The 17,335-nt window shown below is 65.5% G+C and carries 15 protein-coding genes; 13 read left to right on the top strand and 2 right to left on the bottom strand.

Features of this window, described 5'->3' with window-relative positions:
- The first annotated feature begins 5 nt into the window (after positions 1-5).
- Genes EXZ48_RS18645 through EXZ48_RS18655 form a run of 3 tightly spaced genes read left to right on the top strand, consistent with a single transcriptional unit; the run spans position 6 to position 3,899 of the window.
- The gene (locus EXZ48_RS18645; RefSeq protein WP_245462207.1) at positions 6-926 is read left to right on the top strand and encodes an ABC transporter permease; all 921 of its coding nucleotides are present in this window, start codon (positions 6-8) and stop codon (positions 924-926) included.
- Complete coding sequence (locus EXZ48_RS18650; protein ID WP_023513253.1) at positions 916-2,391, top strand: xylulokinase; 1,476 nt, start codon at positions 916-918, stop codon at positions 2,389-2,391. The genes EXZ48_RS18645 and EXZ48_RS18650 overlap by 11 nt, the downstream gene beginning before the upstream one ends.
- Positions 2,388-3,899: an FGGY-family carbohydrate kinase gene (locus EXZ48_RS18655; protein ID WP_023513254.1), complete on the top strand. Its 1,512-nt coding sequence runs from the start codon at positions 2,388-2,390 to the stop codon at positions 3,897-3,899. Before EXZ48_RS18650 ends, EXZ48_RS18655 begins: the two co-directional genes overlap by 4 nt.
- An 18-nt stretch (positions 3,900-3,917) precedes the next feature.
- Here the strand turns inward: EXZ48_RS18655 and EXZ48_RS18660 are convergent, their stop codons facing one another.
- Complete coding sequence (locus EXZ48_RS18660; RefSeq protein ID WP_023513255.1) at positions 3,918-4,322, bottom strand: VOC family protein; 405 nt, start codon at positions 4,320-4,322, stop codon at positions 3,918-3,920.
- Between the two features lie 216 nt (positions 4,323-4,538).
- On the opposite strand from EXZ48_RS18660, the gene EXZ48_RS18665 reads away from it, so the two are divergent.
- The 5 genes from EXZ48_RS18665 to EXZ48_RS18685 all read left to right on the top strand — a co-directional run bounded on the left by EXZ48_RS18665 (position 4,539) and on the right by EXZ48_RS18685 (position 9,817).
- Positions 4,539-5,642, top strand: coding sequence for an efflux RND transporter periplasmic adaptor subunit (locus EXZ48_RS18665; RefSeq protein ID WP_130517575.1), 1,104 nt, complete (start codon positions 4,539-4,541; stop codon positions 5,640-5,642).
- Complete coding sequence (locus tag EXZ48_RS18670) at positions 5,639-6,340, top strand: ABC transporter ATP-binding protein (RefSeq protein WP_130517577.1); 702 nt, start codon at positions 5,639-5,641, stop codon at positions 6,338-6,340. The genes EXZ48_RS18665 and EXZ48_RS18670 overlap by 4 nt, the downstream gene beginning before the upstream one ends.
- A complete protein-coding gene (locus EXZ48_RS18675; RefSeq protein WP_023512473.1) occupies positions 6,340-7,482 on the top strand; it encodes an FtsX-like permease family protein in 1,143 nt (380 codons plus the stop codon). Before EXZ48_RS18670 ends, EXZ48_RS18675 begins: the two co-directional genes overlap by 1 nt.
- Positions 7,483-7,487: 5 nt before the next feature.
- The gene (locus tag EXZ48_RS18680) at positions 7,488-8,699 is read left to right on the top strand and encodes an ABC transporter permease (RefSeq protein ID WP_130517579.1); all 1,212 of its coding nucleotides are present in this window, start codon (positions 7,488-7,490) and stop codon (positions 8,697-8,699) included.
- A gap of 224 nt (positions 8,700-8,923) precedes the next feature.
- The gene (locus EXZ48_RS18685) at positions 8,924-9,817 is read left to right on the top strand and encodes an AraC family transcriptional regulator (protein WP_023512471.1); all 894 of its coding nucleotides are present in this window, start codon (positions 8,924-8,926) and stop codon (positions 9,815-9,817) included.
- Positions 9,818-9,823: 6 nt separating this feature from the next.
- On the opposite strand, the gene EXZ48_RS18690 is transcribed toward EXZ48_RS18685, so the two are convergent.
- Complete coding sequence (locus EXZ48_RS18690; protein ID WP_130517654.1) at positions 9,824-11,956, bottom strand: TonB-dependent siderophore receptor; 2,133 nt, start codon at positions 11,954-11,956, stop codon at positions 9,824-9,826.
- A gap of 277 nt (positions 11,957-12,233) precedes the next feature.
- On the opposite strand from EXZ48_RS18690, the gene EXZ48_RS18695 reads away from it, so the two are divergent.
- The 5 genes from EXZ48_RS18695 to EXZ48_RS18715 are packed head-to-tail and all read left to right on the top strand — an operon-like array spanning position 12,234 to position 17,179.
- Positions 12,234-13,226, top strand: coding sequence for an iron-siderophore ABC transporter substrate-binding protein (locus EXZ48_RS18695; protein ID WP_130517581.1), 993 nt, complete (start codon positions 12,234-12,236; stop codon positions 13,224-13,226).
- Complete coding sequence (locus EXZ48_RS18700; RefSeq protein ID WP_130517583.1) at positions 13,223-14,263, top strand: iron ABC transporter permease; 1,041 nt, start codon at positions 13,223-13,225, stop codon at positions 14,261-14,263. Before EXZ48_RS18695 ends, EXZ48_RS18700 begins: the two co-directional genes overlap by 4 nt.
- A 2-nt stretch (positions 14,264-14,265) precedes the next feature.
- A complete protein-coding gene (locus EXZ48_RS18705; RefSeq protein WP_207900442.1) occupies positions 14,266-15,300 on the top strand; it encodes an iron chelate uptake ABC transporter family permease subunit in 1,035 nt (344 codons plus the stop codon).
- A complete protein-coding gene (locus tag EXZ48_RS18710) occupies positions 15,297-16,118 on the top strand; it encodes an ABC transporter ATP-binding protein (protein WP_130517587.1) in 822 nt (273 codons plus the stop codon). The genes EXZ48_RS18705 and EXZ48_RS18710 overlap by 4 nt, the downstream gene beginning before the upstream one ends.
- Positions 16,115-17,179 carry a DUF2218 domain-containing protein gene (locus EXZ48_RS18715; protein WP_130517589.1) on the top strand — a complete coding sequence of 355 codons (1,065 nt, stop codon included), beginning with the start codon at positions 16,115-16,117 and terminating at the stop codon, positions 17,177-17,179. Before EXZ48_RS18710 ends, EXZ48_RS18715 begins: the two co-directional genes overlap by 4 nt.
- Positions 17,180-17,335 lie beyond the last annotated feature (156 nt).

The following is a 17,335-nucleotide window of genomic DNA, read 5'->3' on the forward strand; positions in this document are numbered from 1 at the left end:
AGCGCATGCTGCTCGCCCTGCCACCGGCCTTCTGGGGCCTGGTCGCCGTCTGCGCCTTCGCCGCGGCCACGCAACCACAATTCCTGTCGTTGCCCTTTCTCATGATCCTTCTGCGCCAGGCTGCGCCGCTCGGCATTGTCGCGCTCGGCCAGACCTTCGTCGTCGCGAACCGTTCGCTCGACCTTTCGATCGGCGCGACGATCGCCTTCGTCAACCTCATCGTCTCCCATGCGATGTGGAACGGCTATGCCCCGGCGCTCGTCATCTCGCTCGCCCTGTCGGCTGGTCTTGTTATTGGCCTCGTCAACGGCCTTCTCGTCACCGTGCTGCGGGCATCGGCCGTGGTGGTAACACTCGGCACGGCTGCCATCGTCACCGGCATCGGCTTTCTCTATTCCGGCGGTGCAGCGGGCAATGCCATGCCGGAACTGGTGAAATGGCTCGGCCGCGGGCGGATCGGCATGCTGCCAGTCTCGGGCCTTGTCTGGCTCGGCCTCGGCATTGCGAGCTTCATCCTGTTGCGCCGCCTCACGCTCGGTCGCTACATCTTCGCCGCCGGTGACAACCCTTCCGCCGCGCTCTTTTCCGGTATCCCCGTCAACACCACGCTTCTGGCTTCCCACATTCTCAGCGGCCTGTTCGCCGCCGTCGGCGGTCTCGTTCTCTCCGGTCTCGTCGGCGTCGGCTCGCTCAATCTTGGCGCGGACTTTGTGCTGAGCTCCATTGCCGCGGTCATTCTCGGCGGCGCTGTCTTTGGCGGCGGTGCGGGCGGCGCGATCGGGACGATGCTCGGTACCGCACTCCTCACCATGGTGCTCAACCTCCTTACCGTCTTCGGCGTGGACCAACCCGGCAAACTGATCGTGCAGGGGCTTATCATCGCGGTCGCGGCGATCATCTACCAGCAGGGCAGGCATGGCAGCTGATACCCTCACCCTCGGCCTCGATTTTGGAACGTCCGCCGTCAAGGCCATAGTCATGAATGCAGACGGAACCGTGTGCAGCGCCGCAAGCGCAGCTTACGAAACGAAACGGCCGGCGGCAGATCACGCAGAACAGGACCCGGAGGCCTGGTGGCAGGCCCTGCGAGCCGTTTGCCGTGCCGTGATGGCCGACATCGACGGGGCCACCATCGGTGCGATCGGTCTTTCAGGCCAGCTGAACGGCATCGTGCTGATCGGCGCCGATGGAAAGGTGCTGCGGCCGAGCCTCATCTGGCTCGACCAGCGCTGCACGGAACAGGTCCGGGCGCTGGAGGACGAGCATTCTGCCCGGCTCGCCGCCGCAACATCGTCGCCGATTTCACCGATCGCCGTCCTGCCCAAGCTGCAGTGGCTCGCCGTGCACGAGCCGAAGACCATGCAACGCGTTGCCAGGGTCCTGCAGGTCAAGGACTACATCCTCTGGCAACTGACCGGTACCATTGCCACGGATGCCAACGAAGCCTCTGCGACGCTCCTCATGGATCTTGGCCGGCGGGCCTGGGCGCCGGATCTCGTGGCGCTCGCCGGGCTCAAGCCTACCCAGCTGTCGCCCATCCGTCCGTCGGCCGCCATCGCCGGCCGGATCCATCGCGTGGCCGCACGGGAAACGGGCTTGCCGCAGGGCATACCCGTCGTTCCGGGCGCAGGTGACACCGGCGCCCTCGCCGTCGGCTGCGGCGCCTATGCGCGCGGGACCGTTGCCGTCACACTTGGCACCGCCGGACACATCGTCGCTGCCATGCCCAATCGTGGCCCCGGTCCCATCGATGGTCTTTGGCGTATGGCGCATGTCTCGCCGGACCGGGAACTATGGCTGGGCCTCATTCCCGCTGGTGGATTGTCGATCGCCTGGCTTCGGCGGTTGGTCGAAGGCTTCAGCGGCAGGCCGACAGGCTTCGATGACCTTGAGATCCTGTTGCAACAGGCGCCGGCCGGATCGGCAGGCGGGGCCTTTCTGCCATTCCTCGAAGGCGCCGGCACCCCCTGGAACGACCCGGGAAAACGCGCGGGCTTCGTCAATCTGAACGTGACTCACGGCGCACCCGCCCTTGTGCGCGCGGTTTACGAAGGTGTCGCCTTCAACATCCGGGCTGCGATCGAGGCTTTCGAAATCGCCGGCGTCCCGCTCACCGACATCCGGCTTGCCGAAGGCGGGGCCCGCTCGTCCGCCTGGTGCCAGATCATCGCCGACGCGCTTGGGCGCAAGGTTCATGTGGTGGCCGAAGGAGATGCCTCGGCCGCTGGCGCCGCAATCCTGGCTCGCGCCGCCATCGCCGAGGCTGATCTTGCCGCGTGCATTGCCCGAGCGGTGCGCATCGAGCGAACCCACAGCCCGGAGCCTGCCCACCGCACCGCGACGGAGCAGGCCTGGCAACGCTTCAGGCGCTATGCCGGACATGCTCGATGACGGGGCCGTATTTTCTCGGCCTCGACGCCGGAACGTCCCTCATCAAGGCCGCAATCTTCGATCTTGGCGGCCGGGAGCTGGCCGTCGCCGAAAGACCGACGACCGTGCACCGCCCCCATCCCGGCTGGAGTGAAATCGATCCGTCGGAGGCCTGGACCGCGACCACGGAGGTCATCGCGCGCGCGGTCCGCGAAAGCGGCCTCGACCCGGGCAACATCGCCGGCATCGGCCTTTCCGCCGCCATGGTCGGCGCCTGGCTTCTCGATGCAGACGGCATGCCGCTGCGCCGCGGTATCACCTGGGAGGACAGCCGCGCCCAGACCCTGATAGACGGGTACCTTGCGGAAGACCCGGCTTTCCTCAGCCGGATCTTCGCCTCATCGGGTTCGGTCATGCAGCAAGGCTGCACCTTGCCGGTGCTCGCCTGGCTCGTCCGGCATGAGCCGGACGTGCTGCGCCGCACCCGACACATTCTCTGCTTTAAGGACTATCTGCGCTTTCGCATGACCGGCCGGATCGCGACGGACCGAAGCGAGGCGGCGGTCCTGCCGGGCTCCGCCCGTGGACGTGCGCGGTCCTCCGACATGATCTCCCTTTTCGGCCTGGGCCCCTACGAACCGCTCCTGCCACCGATAGTGGATTCCGAGGCCGTTGCGGGAGGCCTGACGGCGGAAGTGGCGGTCGCGACCGGCCTTCGCGAAGGATTGCCCGTCGCCATCGGCGCGGGCGATGTCGCCGCCACGGTCATCGGTGCCGGCGGCCTTGTCCACGGCACCGCGACGGCCGTACTCGGCACGGCCTGCCTTGTCGGTGTCGTGCATGAGCACCCGACCTTCGAACCGGCCGATATCGGCCTGCTCTTCACATTGCCCGGCCATCGCTGGTATCGCGCCATGGTCAATGTCGCCGGAACACTCAATCTCGACTGGGCCTTCGAAACACTCGCGCCGGATCTTTCAGGCCGTGCTGATCGGTTTGCCGCGCTGGACACGATGCTCTCCGCGACCCCAGCCGGCGCCCATGGTCTCACCTACCTTCCCTACCTGTCCGAGAGCGGCATCATCGCCCCACGCGTGAACCGTACGGCAAGGGCGCAGTTCAGCGGCCTGACGCCGCGCCATGACCGGGCATGCCTCTTCCGCGCCATTGTCGAAGGCGTCGCCTTTGCCATGGTGGATTTGCTGGACGCTCTTTCGTTCGACGGGGAGCGCCTGCTTTTGACCGGCGGCGGCGCGCGAAACGATATCTGGGTCCAGATGATCTGCGACCTTGTCGGCAAGCCCGTCGAAGTCCCGCACGGCTCGCAATTCGGCGCCCGCGGTGCAGCCCTGCTCGCCGCAACGGCCACCGGTCATTTCGCCAGCATCAATGACGCCTCGAGCACCGTCAGCGGCGACAGCCGGCTCTTCGAGCCCCGTGCGACCGGCCAGCATGACCTTGCCGATGCGTTTCAGCGCTACCGAGCGGCGCGGGACAGGCTGCTGGCCGCCGGATCGCTGCCGTCTTGAGCCGGGACGGCAACTCCACTATGGCCTGCCATCCGTGAATTCGACCAGGTCCCACAGGTTTCCATAGAGATCCTTGAAGACGGCAACCACTCCGTAGTCGGCCTCTTTGGGTTCACGCACGAATTCGACCCCGCGATCGACGAGCGCCTGGTAATCCTTCCAGAACGCATCGGTCCTCAAGAACAAAAAGACCCGCCCGCCGGCCTGATCGCCGATATAATCCGCCTGATGTTCGCTAGAGGCCCGGGCGAGCAGGACCGAGCAGCCCTGCTGCCCTCGCGGACCGACGACGACCCACCGTTTGTCCTGATCCGGCTGATAGGTATCCTCGATGAGGTCGAAACCCAACTTTCCGACGAAGAAGGCGATGGCCTCGTCGTAATCCCGGACCAACAAGGCGATATGGGCGAGCATCTGCGGCATGAAGCAATCCTGAGCTGATGTAATCAGGTGCGATTATCACCGTGGATTCCGCGGCGGCGCAAGCCGGGACAGTGCGAGAACATCCGGTTCACCGCGCGAATGTGGCTTCGGCTTTCGATGGAACGAGCAAGGACAGAATGTCCTCGATCGCGATCGAGCACGACCCTGAACACGTTTCAGGTCGAGTCTGTCCTCCAGCCGGCCACCATATCCGGCATGAACACTCATATCGACATCACCACCGACCACCAGCGCAAACGCGCCGAGATACTCAAGTCGCTTGCGCTTGATCTCTCCTGCGAAGACACGCCGCCGAAGCCGATGCTCAGGCGGCTCATCCTGCCGATCTGCCTCTTGGCGCTGGCTGCCGGAGCCGGCGGTCTCATACTCTATCGAATGGAGGTGGTGCGCCAGTTCGAAACCGCGCGATCAGAGCCGGAACGCGAAGCGGGCGACCTCGCCGCCGTGCCGCAGGCCGGGGCGCTTGATGCGGAGCAAACCGCCATCCGCGGCGCACTGCCGGCCAGACGCGAGATCACCGGCTCCGGTTTCGTCGTCGCACCCAACGCAACCACTGTCTTCGCCAAGTATGAAGGCAAGATCACACGGGTCGCCGTGGTGCCGGGCGATCATGTCGAAGCGGGCGAGGTCCTGGTTACGCTGGAGGATGCCGGCGCCCGTTTCGCACTCGACCAGGCAAATGCTGCAAAGGCCGAGGCCAAACTGGTCCTCGGCGCCCGCGACATCGACCTTGCACAGGCCCGGGCACGGCTTGCCCGCACGGAAATCCTCGCAGCCCGCAACGCTGCCTCGACGCAGGTACTGGAAGAGGCGCGTTCGGCTGCAGAACGAGCGGCCAATGCCGTCGCGCAGGCGGTTCAATCCGTCGACAGCGCCGACCTTGCCATTCGCATTGCCGCGGAACGGGTCGGTGAACTGACCGTTCGTGCTCCACTGACGGGCACCGTCACGCGCCTCGATGCCCGCATGGGCGATACGGTGCTGGCGCGGATCGACAGCGTTCGCGAAAACCAGAGCCTGCTCACGATTACCGATACGACAAGCCTCGTGATCGACGCCGACGTGGCGGAAACCACCATCGCCGCGCTGAGGCCCGGCCTGCGCGGCGAGGCCGTGCTCGACGGTTTCCCCGACCATCCCTTCCCGGTGACGGTGCTGCGGCTGGCGCCCGTCGCCTCGGCCGAAAAAGGCACCCTCACGCTACGCCTGACGCTTGCCGGCCCGCCGGAAGGCATCCGGCCCAACATGGCGGCCCGCATCCGCATCACCCTCGACGAAACAGGAGACAAGACGCAATGACCCACGACCCGACCCCCTACATCGCCCTTGCCGGTATCAGGAAGGCATATCGCATCGGTAGCGAGAGGATCGCCATTTTTTCCGGCCTCGATCTTGCCATTCCGCGCGGCGATTTCGTTGCCGTCATGGGCCCGTCCGGATCCGGCAAGTCGACATTGCTCAACATGCTGGCCGGCATCGATCGACCGGATGCCGGGACCCTGCGCATCGGCACCAGCCACCTCGACCAGATGGGGGATGCCGCCCGCTCCTCCTGGCGGGCACACAACATGGGCATCGTCTTCCAGTTCTACAATCTGCTGCCCATGCTCACCGCTGCCGAGAATGTCGAATTGCCCTTGCTGCTGAAGCCGCTGTCGCGCCAGGAGCGGCGCCTGCGCGTCGAAAGGGCTCTGGGTCTCGTCGGCCTTGCCGGACGGGAAAGGCAATATCCGGCGCTGATGTCCGGCGGCCAGCAACAGCGCATCGGCATCGCCCGCGCTCTCGTCACCGATCCGGGCCTGCTGCTTTGCGACGAACCGACCGGTGACCTCGACCGCAAGTCCGCCGACGAGGTTCTGGACATGCTGCGCTTCCTCAATCGCGAGCTTGGAAAGACCATCGTCATGGTGACCCACGATCCGCAAGCGGCCCTCTACGCGCGCCGCACGTTGCATCTCGACAAAGGCGATTTCATTGAAGAGAAGAGGGCCGCCTGATGGGCTTTTTCGATCTCGCCCGCAGGAATGCCTGGCGCAAGCCGCTGCGTACCTTGCTGCTCATGCTCTCGATTGCGGTCGCCTTTCTCATTTACGGCCTGACGGCAAGTTTCCTTGCCGGAGCCCAGGGGGCAGTCGGCGCAAGCGACGACCTTCTCGGCGTCACCAGCGTGAGCGGCCGCACGGTCCCCCTGCCCATGGCGGCAATGTCGCGCATCACTGCAGACCCCGATGTCGCGGTCGTGGGATATGTCGCGCGCCTGCGCGGTTTCGTCGATGTCGAGAAGAACGTCGTCGCCGTCAGCGCCGCCGACCCCGACAGGCTGATGGCTGTCAATGGAAAGGAACTCGGGTTGACGCCCGCGCTGATGAAGGCGATCGACGGGGCGCGCGACCGGGTTCTGGTCGGCCGGGCCCTTGCCGAGGCACAAGGCTGGGCCGTCGGTCAGCGGATTACCGTCACTGCCTTCGATACACCGCGAGAAGATGGCAGCCGGGACTGGCGCTTCGAGATAGCCGGCCTCTTCGAGGGTGAAAGCGCTGCCACCGACACCTATTTCCTGATCGCTCGCTACGATTATGTGAATGCTGCCCGTGCGCGCGGCAAGGAGACTGTGGATGCTTTCGTCGTCCGGCCCCGTGCCGGCACCGCCCCCGGAAAACTCGCTGCCCGGATCGACGCGCTCTTCGCCAATTCGCCGACGCCGACACGCACGCAATCGGAAAAGCAGTTCCTGGAAGCTTTCCTGCGCCAGTATGCCGATGTCGGCCTGATTGTGAATCTCGTCGTCGGCGCGGCGTTCATCACGCTGCTGATGATCGTCGTGAACACCATGGTCTTTGCCGTGCGCGAACGTACCTTCGAAATTGGCGTGTTGAAGACACTGGGTTTCTCCCGTCGCGCGATCGTTGTGCTCATCCTCGGTGAAACACTCTTCATCTTCGCCGTCGGCGGCGGTATCGGGCTCGCCCTGGCAAAGCTTGGAACCATGCTCGCCGGCCCGGCACTCGGCCTCGTCTTCTCCCTTCCCGTCCTCGCCAAGGCGCTGGCCATCATCGCTGCCCTCGGCCTCGCAACCGGCGCGCTACCAGCCTTCAACGCAATGCGCACACCGATCATCGCTGCTTTCAGAACGAGGTAACCGCCATGCTGAAATCCACTTCCGCCCATAGCCGACAAACACTTGTGATGATCCGCACGAATCTTTCCAGCCTGTCGCGCCGCCGCGCGATTTCGGCCTCCATGGCTCTGTCGGTCGCGCTCGTCGTCTGCGTGCTTGCCGGCTTCCTCTCCATGGCAAAGGGGTTCGAAACCGCGCTCGCCAGCGCAGGCTCACCATCGGTCGCAGTCCTTCTTGGCAGCGGTACGAACCAGGAGACGGGTTCGGACATTCCCGCAGCCGTCATCCGCACGCTCGACGCCATGACCGGCGATATCGGGGTCGTCCGTGATACCGAGGGCAAACTCGCTTCCTCCCGCGAGATCGTCGTCCCCGTCGATATGGAGCTTGAAGCGGAGGAGCCAGCCCGCACACTGGCACTGCGCGGCATGGATGCGGCCGGCCCGTCGATCCGCGATGGCATCGCACTGTCGGCCGGACACGTCTTCAAACCCGGCACGCGCGAAATCGTCGTCGGAGATCGCCTCGCCGAGGAATTCGGCCTCGATGTAGGCGACACGGTTCGCCTCGGCGCCGTCGACTGGACGGTTGCCGGTCGCTTTTCCGCCCATGGCAGCGCCTTCGAGTCCGAAATCTGGGCCGACCTCGATGCGGTGCGCGCCGCCTTCGACCGGCAGGGCGAAGTGCAGAGCCTGAAACTTCGCCTTACCGGGCCCGATGCGCTCGAGCGTCTGCGGAGGAGCCTCGTCACGATCACGCAGACACCGCTCGTCACGCTTTCCGAAGCCGATCTCTACGCAGCGCAATCCGGGCGCACCGCAAGCCTCATCCGCCTGTTCGGCTGGCCGCTGGCGTTGCTGATGGCGGTCGGCGCCACGGCAGGCGCCCTCAACACGATGATGAGCTCCGTTTCCGACCGCACCGTCGAGATCGCCACCGTCCGCGCGCTCGGCTTCAGCCGTCTCTCGGCCTTTTTCGGCACCTGGGTCGAGGCCGTGGTGCTCGCAAGCGCCGGTGTCCTTCTCGGCCTTTTTGCCTCATGGCTTGTCTTCCATGGATGGCAGGCGAGCACGCTTGGCGCGAACAATACACGGATGGCCTTCCAGCTCACCATCACGCCGGATATCCTTGCGATATCCGGCCTGCTTGGCCTCGCCATCGGCATCGTCGGTGGCGCACTGCCCGCCATCGCCGCCACGCGGCTGCCGATGACGGAGGCCCTGCGCGCGCGCGGCTAGGTCTGTTCCTGTTGGCAGGAAGGGTCTCGGATCTCGAAGCAGCGGGAGCTTCTGCTTCAAGATCCGAGATTCGCCCGCGACTTGCCCTGAGGAAAAAACATGATATTTTTAATCATATTTTTGTGCGATTGCTGCACGCACAGGAGCGGTTGCCATCGCGTACCGCTTGGCCTTAAACGCATGCAGACATGCGAGGACTGCTCGATCATGGGTGGCTTTGAACGGTGAACTACCAGCATGCAATGACCTGCCACACGGAAGGCATCAAGGTGCTTGCCCCGGTAAAATGGCGCAGCCTCGACGGGCTGGTCGGCGTCTTCTGGGATGCGGAGGGCCATTCCGGCGCGCGCGGCTATTACCTTTCACCCGATCCACGCATCGTGATCTTCTTCAACGACGTGTCGCCGCACATCAAGATGACCAACCGTGACGGCGGCATGCTCGCGCATTCGCGCCCGATGACCCGCGCGGTCTATGTGCCGGCCGGCGTTCCGCTCTGGACGAGTTTCACCTCCGCCCATCGCTTTTCCCATCTCGATCTGCACCTCCACAAGGACCGCATGCTACGGTTCCTGTCGCCAACGGTCGGCACGTCGGCCGCGCTTGCGACGCTCCGCCGCCCTGTGGAGATCCAGGACGTCGGCGCGATCGAGACGCTGGCAAGCCTCCTCGTCGACGAAGTGTCGGGCCCGACGAAACACGCGCTCTACGCTGAAAGTCTGGTCGGCACGATCGTCAGTGGCCTGCTGGATATCCAGGATTTCCCCAGCGAGCCGCAGAACGGCCGGCTGACCCAGGCGCAGATGAACCGGCTCGTCACCCGCATCAATGCCCAAAGCGACGGCCGCTTGACCGTCGCCGAGATGGCCAAGACGGCCGGCCTTTCCGAAAGCTGGTTCGCCACCGTCTTCAAGCAGACGACCGGCAAGACACCACTGCAGTGGCAGCTCGGCAAACGCATCGACCTTGCGCAGAAGCTGCTGGTCGAAAGCGAGCTGACGATCGCCGATATCGCCGCCCAGCTCGGCTTTTCCGACCAGGCACACCTTACCAAGGCATTCCGGCAGGTCGCCGGTGATACACCCGCCGCCTGGCGGCGGGTGCAGCAGGTCCGCTAGCCTCTCTCACCACGTCTGGCGCAGCGTCGCCGAGATCGAGCGGCCCGGATTGTAGAAATCTGCGCCGAAGCCACCGTAATCGATATGCTTGCGGTCGAAGAGATTGGAGACATTGACTTCGAAGGACGTGTTCTCGAACACCTTGTAGCTGAAGGCCGCATCGACGACGAAATTGCCGCCCGTCTTCACCGTGTTTTCGTCGTTGAAGTAGTAGGAGCCGGTATAGCGGCCACCGAGGCCGAAGGTCATGTCGCCGCGCTTGCCGTCGCCCTCGAGCATGTAGTTGACCCAGAGCGATGCCGTGTGCTTGGGCACATGGTAGGGTCGGTTGCCCTCATTGCCGGCCGCGCCGTTCTCAACGATCTCGGCATCGAGATAGGAATAACCGGCCGTCAGGCTCCAGTTCGGCGTCAATTCCGCCTTGGCCTCCAGGTCGAAACCGCGCACGCGCACCTCGCCGATCGTCTCCTGGAGGTTCGTGGCAGGATTGGTGCGCGTGATGTTGTTCTTCGTCAGATCGTAGATCGAGGCCGTGATCAGCGCCGGGAAGGCGTCCGGTTGGTATTTCACACCAAGTTCGATCTGTTCGCCACGCTCCGGCTCGACGCCGATGGAGGGCGCTGCAACCGACTCGGCATAACTGACAAAAGGCGCAATCTCATCGGTGACGCGATAGGTGAGGCCGACGCGGTTCGTCAACTCGCTGAAGTCCCCCTCGCTCTTGGCGCCCGTCAGCTTGTTCACCTCGCTAAGGTCGAGCCAGTCGTTGCGAAGGCCGGCCGTGACGATAAACTTATCCCAGAAGGCCAGTTCCTGCTGAATATAGAGCGCCTTGCCCGTCTGGTCGCTGCGCGTGCTGGCGATCAGCGGCAGGTTGGTGGGCCGGCCCGTATAGATCGGGTTCGTCCAGTCTATGCCGGGCGCCGGTCCCCACCAGGTATCGTTGTTGCCCTTCATGTCGTTGTATTCGGCGCCGACCAGAGTGCGGCTGTCCATGGCATCGAAATTCGCCTCGTATTGCAGATGCGCGTCGATGATGAACTGCCGGTTCGAGGCCTCGTTGCCGAAGAAGGCGCGCGAGGCGGTCGTGGAGCCGTCCGTCGGCGTTGCGGAAATATAGGCGTAGCCGAAATCGGTGTCGGATTTGCTGTAGCGCGCATTCGCGCCGAAGGTCAGGCCCGAGCCGAAATCGTGGTCGAACATGACGCTGACCGTATCGCGGTTCGTGCCGCGGAAATTGTAGTCCGGCTCGCCGAAGAAGCGGCTGCCGTCGAAATCGGTGCCGACCGGATGGCCGCCGCTGCCGGGCACGCCGTCCTTGTTCAGGTGATCGTAGACGATGGTAAGGCTGGTGGCGTCCGTCGGCCGCCAGGTGAGGCCGCCCATGAAGAATTTTTCATCATCGCGCGAATGGTCGTACTCCGCATCGGCATCGCGCAGCTTGCCGGTAAAACGATAGGAGAGCGTGTCGTCGGCCGTCAGATTGTCGCCGAAGTCGAAGCCGACCTCCTTGCGGTCGAACGAGCCGCCCGTGACATAGGCCTCGCCGAATTTCTCGCTGCGCGGGCGCTTCGTCACATAGTTGACGGCACCACCGGGATCGGAGACGCCGAACGTCGTGGAGTTCGCGCCCTTCAGCACCTCGACACGCTCGAAGGCATAGGCTTCTTCCCGCACACCGCCGAAGGGACGGCCGAGGATCAGCCCGTCGCGGTAGGTCGTGGCATCGAAACCACGGATCTTGAAGAAGTCGTAGCGGTCATCCGAACCATAAAAATCCGTGGTGACACCTGCCGTATATTGCAGGATCTCCTCGACGGTCTCGGCGCCGCGCTGCTGGATTTCCTTGGCCGTGATGACGGAGACCGTTGCCGGCGTGTTCAGGATCTCCGTCGCCATGCGCCCGCCGGCGGTCGTCTTCTTCGCGACGATCGACCGGGCATCGTTGTCGCCGCCCGTCGCAGAACCATCGCCTTCGACGGTGATGGTCTCAAGCACCGTCGTGGAGCCGGCATCCGCCTGCTGGGCGCGCGAGGCGGACGGCACAAGGGCGACAAGCGCGGTGCAGCCGAGCAGAACCGCAGTCCACAAACGGGTAAGAGGCTGTCTCGTATCGGCGCCGGTCGTCTTGATGTCCATCATCGTGTTCCAGAAATTGAAGTTGCGCTCGCCGGCGCAGGGCAGAACCTGCCGAACGCCAGCCGGAACAGGCCAAAACCCCCTCAGGCCGATGCGGCTGCCCCTTAAAGGGGCCATAACTTGAGACACATTGTCCAGTATTGTAGATTTCCATGGTTTTGTAGGAAACCCCGGAAACTTCGCCGCCCTGCCCCAACAAGCCGCCCCTTCGCCTTGACGCCGCCCGATGAACCTGAAACGGAAACTCCACTTTTAACCACCCTGGAGGGTTTCGCCCATGTCGCGGCTTTTCCGCTTCCCGCTGGTTCTTGTTGCCCTCTGCCTCTGGATCACGCCAACCGCATGGGCCGCGGACGAAACCGCCTATCCCATCGTCATCGAGCACGCCTTCGGAACGACGACAATCACGAAGAAGCCGGCGCGCGTGGCGACCGTCGCCTGGGCGAACCATGAAGTGCCGCTGGCGCTCGGCATCGTGCCCGTGGGCTTTGCCGCCGCCAATTTCGGCGACGACGATGGCGATGGTCTCCTGCCCTGGGTGGCGGAAAGGCTGACGGAACTCGGCGGCGAAAAGCCCGTCCTGTTCGACGAGGGCGACGGTATCGATTTCGAGGCGGTCGCGGCGACGAAACCGGATGTCATCCTCGCCGCCTATTCCGGCCTCAGCCAGGCGGACTACGAGACGCTGAGCCAGATCGCCCCCGTCATCGCCTACCCGCAATCCGCCTGGTCAACCGACTGGCGCGAGACGATCCGGCTCAACAGCGCCGGGCTCGGCATGGCAAAGGACGGCGAAGCGCTGATCGCACGCATCGAGAAGGAAATCGCCGGCACGGTCGCCGGCTATCCGGTCCTCAAGGGCAAATCGGCGATCTTCGTCACCCATCTCGACGCGACCGACCTCAGCATGGTGAACTTCTATACCGCCAACGACACGCGCATCAAATTCTTCCGCGACCTCGGCCTCGCCTCTCCCAAAAGCGTGCTGGACGCAACGAAGCCCGGACAATTCGCCGCCAGCGTCAGCGCCGAACAGGTCGACGCCTTCGACGATGTCGATATCGTCGTCAGCTATGGCGGCACGCCGCTGCTCGACGCCGTGAAGGCCGATCTCCTGCTCTCGCGCATGCCCGCCGTCAGCAAGGACGCGCTCGTCATGCTCGGCCGCGACCCGGTCGGCACGGCCGCCAATCCGACGCCGCTGTCGATCTCCTGGGTGCTGAAGGACTATGTCGCGCTTCTTGCGGAAGCGGCCGGGAAAACGAAATGACATCGCACGCCGCCACGGCACGAAATCCGGCGCCGGCCGGACGCCTCAAGCGCCTGCGCGGGCTCTGGCTTTTGCTGGCCGCCGCTACGCTGGTCGTGCTGGTGGCGCTGTCGGTGGCGATCGGCACGCGGAATGTCGGTCTTGGCGACATCCTTTCCGCGCTTGGCGGCAGGGTCGAGACGATCGGTGAGGCGGCTGTGGCGATGCGCATTCCCCGCACGCTGCTGGCGCTGCTCGCCGGCGCCGCGCTCGGCCTTGCCGGCGCGGTCATGCAGGGCGTGACGCGCAATCCCCTCGCCGATCCCGGCATTCTCGGCGTCAACATGGGGGCATCGCTCGCCGTCGTCGTCGGCGTCGCCTGGTTCGGTATCGAAACCGCCTTTGCCTATATCGTCACCGCCATCCTCGGCGCGGGGGCGGCGGCGATCTTCGTCTATGTCATCGGCTCGCTCGGGCGGGGCGGGGCGACGCCGCTGAAGCTGGCGCTCGCCGGGGCCGCCACGTCCGTCGCCTTCTCCTCGCTGGTCATCGCCGTCGTCCTGCCGCGCGCCGACATTGCCGGCGGCGTGCGCGCCTGGCAGATCGGCGGCGTCGGCGGGGCGACCTTCGAACGCATCCTTCCCGTCCTGCCTTTCCTTGCCGCCGGCTTCGCCATCAGCCTCCTCTCCGCCCGCAAGCTCAACGCCCTCGCGCTTGGCGACGAGCTTGCCGCCGGCCTCGGCGAACATGTCGCGACCACCCGCGCCGTCGCCGCCTTCGGCGCGATCCTGCTCGCAGGCGCGACGACGGCTGTCTGCGGCCCGATCGGCTTTCTCGGCCTCATCGTACCGCATCTCGTTCGCCTCCTGACCGGCAGCGACCATCGCTGGCTGCTGCCCTTTTCCGCCCTCGGCGGCGCCTGCCTGCTGATCGCCGCCGATATTGTCGGGCGCATCGTGGCAAGGCCGGCCGAACTGGACGTCGGCATCGTGACGGCGCTGATCGGCGCGCCCTTCTTCATCTGGATCGTCCGCCGCCAGCGGGTGCGGGATCTTTGACCATGCTCGCCCCCCTCGTCGATTCCATTGCGAAAAACCGCCATCGCCGCGCCCGCCGGCGCCACTGCGTCATCGGCTTCCTCCTCGCGCTCGTCACCGCGACCTTCCTGCTGACCCTGCTGCTCGGCCAGTCCTTCACCCCACCGCAGGACATTTTCCGCGCGCTGATGGGCGAGGATGTGCCTGATGTCGCCTTCACTGTCGGCCAGCTCCGGCTGCCGCGCGCCATGCTCGCGATCCTCGCCGGCCTCAGTTTCGGCCTCGGCGGCGTCGCCTTCCAGATCATGCTGCGCAATCCGCTGGCGAGCCCCGACATTATCGGCATCAGCTGGGGGGCGAGCGCCGCCGCGGTCTTCGCCATCGTCGTGCTCGGGCTTTCGGGGCCGATCGTCTCGATCCTCGCCGTTATCGCCGGGCTTGGCGTGGCGCTCGTCGTCTACGCGCTCTCCTTTCGCAACGGCGTCGCGGGCACGCGGCTCATCCTCGTCGGCATCGGCGTTTCGGCCATGCTGGAGAGCGTCATCGCCTACATCCTCTCCACCGCCCCCGCCTGGACCCTGCAAGAGGCGCTGCGCTGGCTCACGGGCAGCGTCAACGGCGCACAGCTCGGCCAGAGCCTGCCGCTCGTCGTCGCGCTCGCCGTCTTCGGCGGCCTGCTGCTTTCCCGCGCCCGCGACCTCGAAGCCCTGCGGCTTGGCGACGACACCGCGGCCGCGCTCGGCGTCCGGGTCGGCCAGACCCGCGTGCTGGTCATCATCGCGGCCGTCGGCATGATCGCCAGCGCCACCGCCATTTCGGGGCCGATCGCCTTCGTCGCCTTCCTCGCGGGGCCGATTGCCGCCCGCATCGTCGGCAACAACGGCTCGCTGCTCGTCCCAGCGGCACTGACAGGCGCGGCGCTGGTATTGGTCGGCGATTATTGTGGCCAGTTCCTGCTGCCGAGCCGCTATCCCGTCGGCGTCGTCACCGGGGCGCTCGGTGCGCCCTACCTGATTTTCCTGATCGTGCGCGTCAACCGGTCCGGAGGCTCCCTATGAAACCGCACACCCTCCTCGCCACCGGCCTTTCCGCCGGGTACGGCGAAACACGCATCCTCGACGGGCTCGACCTTGCCGTGCCGCCCGGGAGGATCACCGTCATTGTCGGGGCGAACGCCTGCGGCAAGTCCACGCTGCTGCGCACCCTCTCGCGCCTGCTGCCGGCCCAAAGAGGGCAGGTGTTGCTGGACGGCAAGTCGATCCATCGCATTCCCTCAAGAGATCTTGCCCGCACGCTCGGCCTCCTGCCCCAATCGCCCATCGCGCCCGAGGGCATCACCGTCGCCGACCTTGTCAGCCGCGGCCGCCATCCGCATCAGGGGGTCTTTTCCCGCTGGACGCGCGAAGACGACGTAGCGGTCGCCGCCGCCCTTGCGGCGACGAAGACCGACGACCTTGCGGAACGGCCGATCGACGAACTCTCGGGCGGTCAGCGCCAGCGTGTCTGGATCGCCATGGCGCTTGCCCAGCAGACGGACCTCCTGCTGCTCGACGAGCCCACCACCTTCCTCGACATCAGCCACCAGATCGAGGTGCTGGACCTCCTGACCGACCTCAACCAGACGCGCGGCACCACCATCGTGATGGTGCTGCACGACCTGAACCTTGCCGCCCGCTACGCCGACCACCTCGTCGCGATGGCGAACGGCCGGCTGCACATCGCCGGCCCGCCGGAGACCGTTCTGACAGAGGACCATGTGCGACAGGTCTTTGGCCTCGAAAGCCGCATCATCACCGACCCGACCTCCGGTCGGCCGACCATGTTGCCGATCGGCCGCCATCGCATGATTTCCCCCGTAATCAAGGAGCCCGCATGAACGCCCTCCCGCAATTCAAGCTCACCGGTGTCGCGCTGCCGAAGGATGCGCTGAAAATGCTCGATGAGGTCTGCGAGCACTTCGTCGAGCACGCCGAGGTGCGGCGCACGGAAAATGCCGCAACGCTGACGAGCGAGATCGGCACAGCCGATATGCGTCTCGACGGCGGACGGCTCCTCATCGATCTCGCCTGCCCGAGCGACGAGACGCTTCAGATGAGCCGCACGGTCATCGCCGAGCACCTCTTCTATTTCGCCGGCGAGGACCCGCTGGAACTCACCTGGTCCGAACCGGCGACGCGTTCGCGGCTCGCCAATCTTCATGAAGTGACCGTCGTCTCGGCCGAGGACGTGACGCCGCACATGCGGCGCGTCATCTTTGCTTGCACAGACGTGAAGCCTTTCATCGGCGAGGGCATGCATGTGCGCCTGCTGGTGCCGCCGAAAGGCCGGACGCCGGTCTGGCCGGGGCTGCGCGATGACGGCCGCATTGCCTGGCCGGAGGGCGAGGATGCGCTGCTCGTGCGCGTCTACACGATCCGCGCCGTCAACGCCGAGCGCGGCGAACTCTCGGTCGACTTCCTGCAGCATCCCCTGCCTGGCGTTGCGACACCCGGCGCGGATTTCGCCCGGGATGCGCAGCCGGGGGACAGGCTCGCCCTGCTCGGCCCCGGCGGCGGCGACCTTCCGCAGGCCGAAACCATCTTCCTTGCCGGGGACGAAAGCGCCTTGCCCGCCATCGCCCGCATCGCCGCCGAAGCGCCCGAAGGCACGAGGATGCAGGCGATCATAGAGGTGGCGGATGCGGCGGAAGAGCAGCCGCTGCCGACCACCGGAACGCTCGACATACGCTGGCTGCACCGCGCCAGCTACCCGGCGGGCAACAAGAACATGCTCGCGCAGACGGTGATAGAGGCACTTGCTGCCGTGGATGAAGAAGCCTTCGTCTGGGTCGCCTGCGAGCGGGAGGATGTCCGGCTTGTCCGCGCATTCCTCAAGGGCCGCGGGCACGATCGCACGCGCACCTATGCCGCCTGGTACTGGGAGCGCGACAACGCCTGACGGAACGGCACCTTTCCCCATCCAAAGACGGCTTCTCCGGGTCGCAACCGGTTGAGATCCCGGCTGGCATGAGGCAACCCATAAATTGCCGGGCAGGGAACGACTTTTATCGAGAAGGCGGCGCAACGCCGCCTGAAGCCAAACGCCGCACCACCG

The sequence above is a fragment of the Shinella sp. JR1-6 genome (assembly GCF_004284735.1).
Lineage (GTDB): Bacteria > Pseudomonadota > Alphaproteobacteria > Rhizobiales > Rhizobiaceae > Shinella.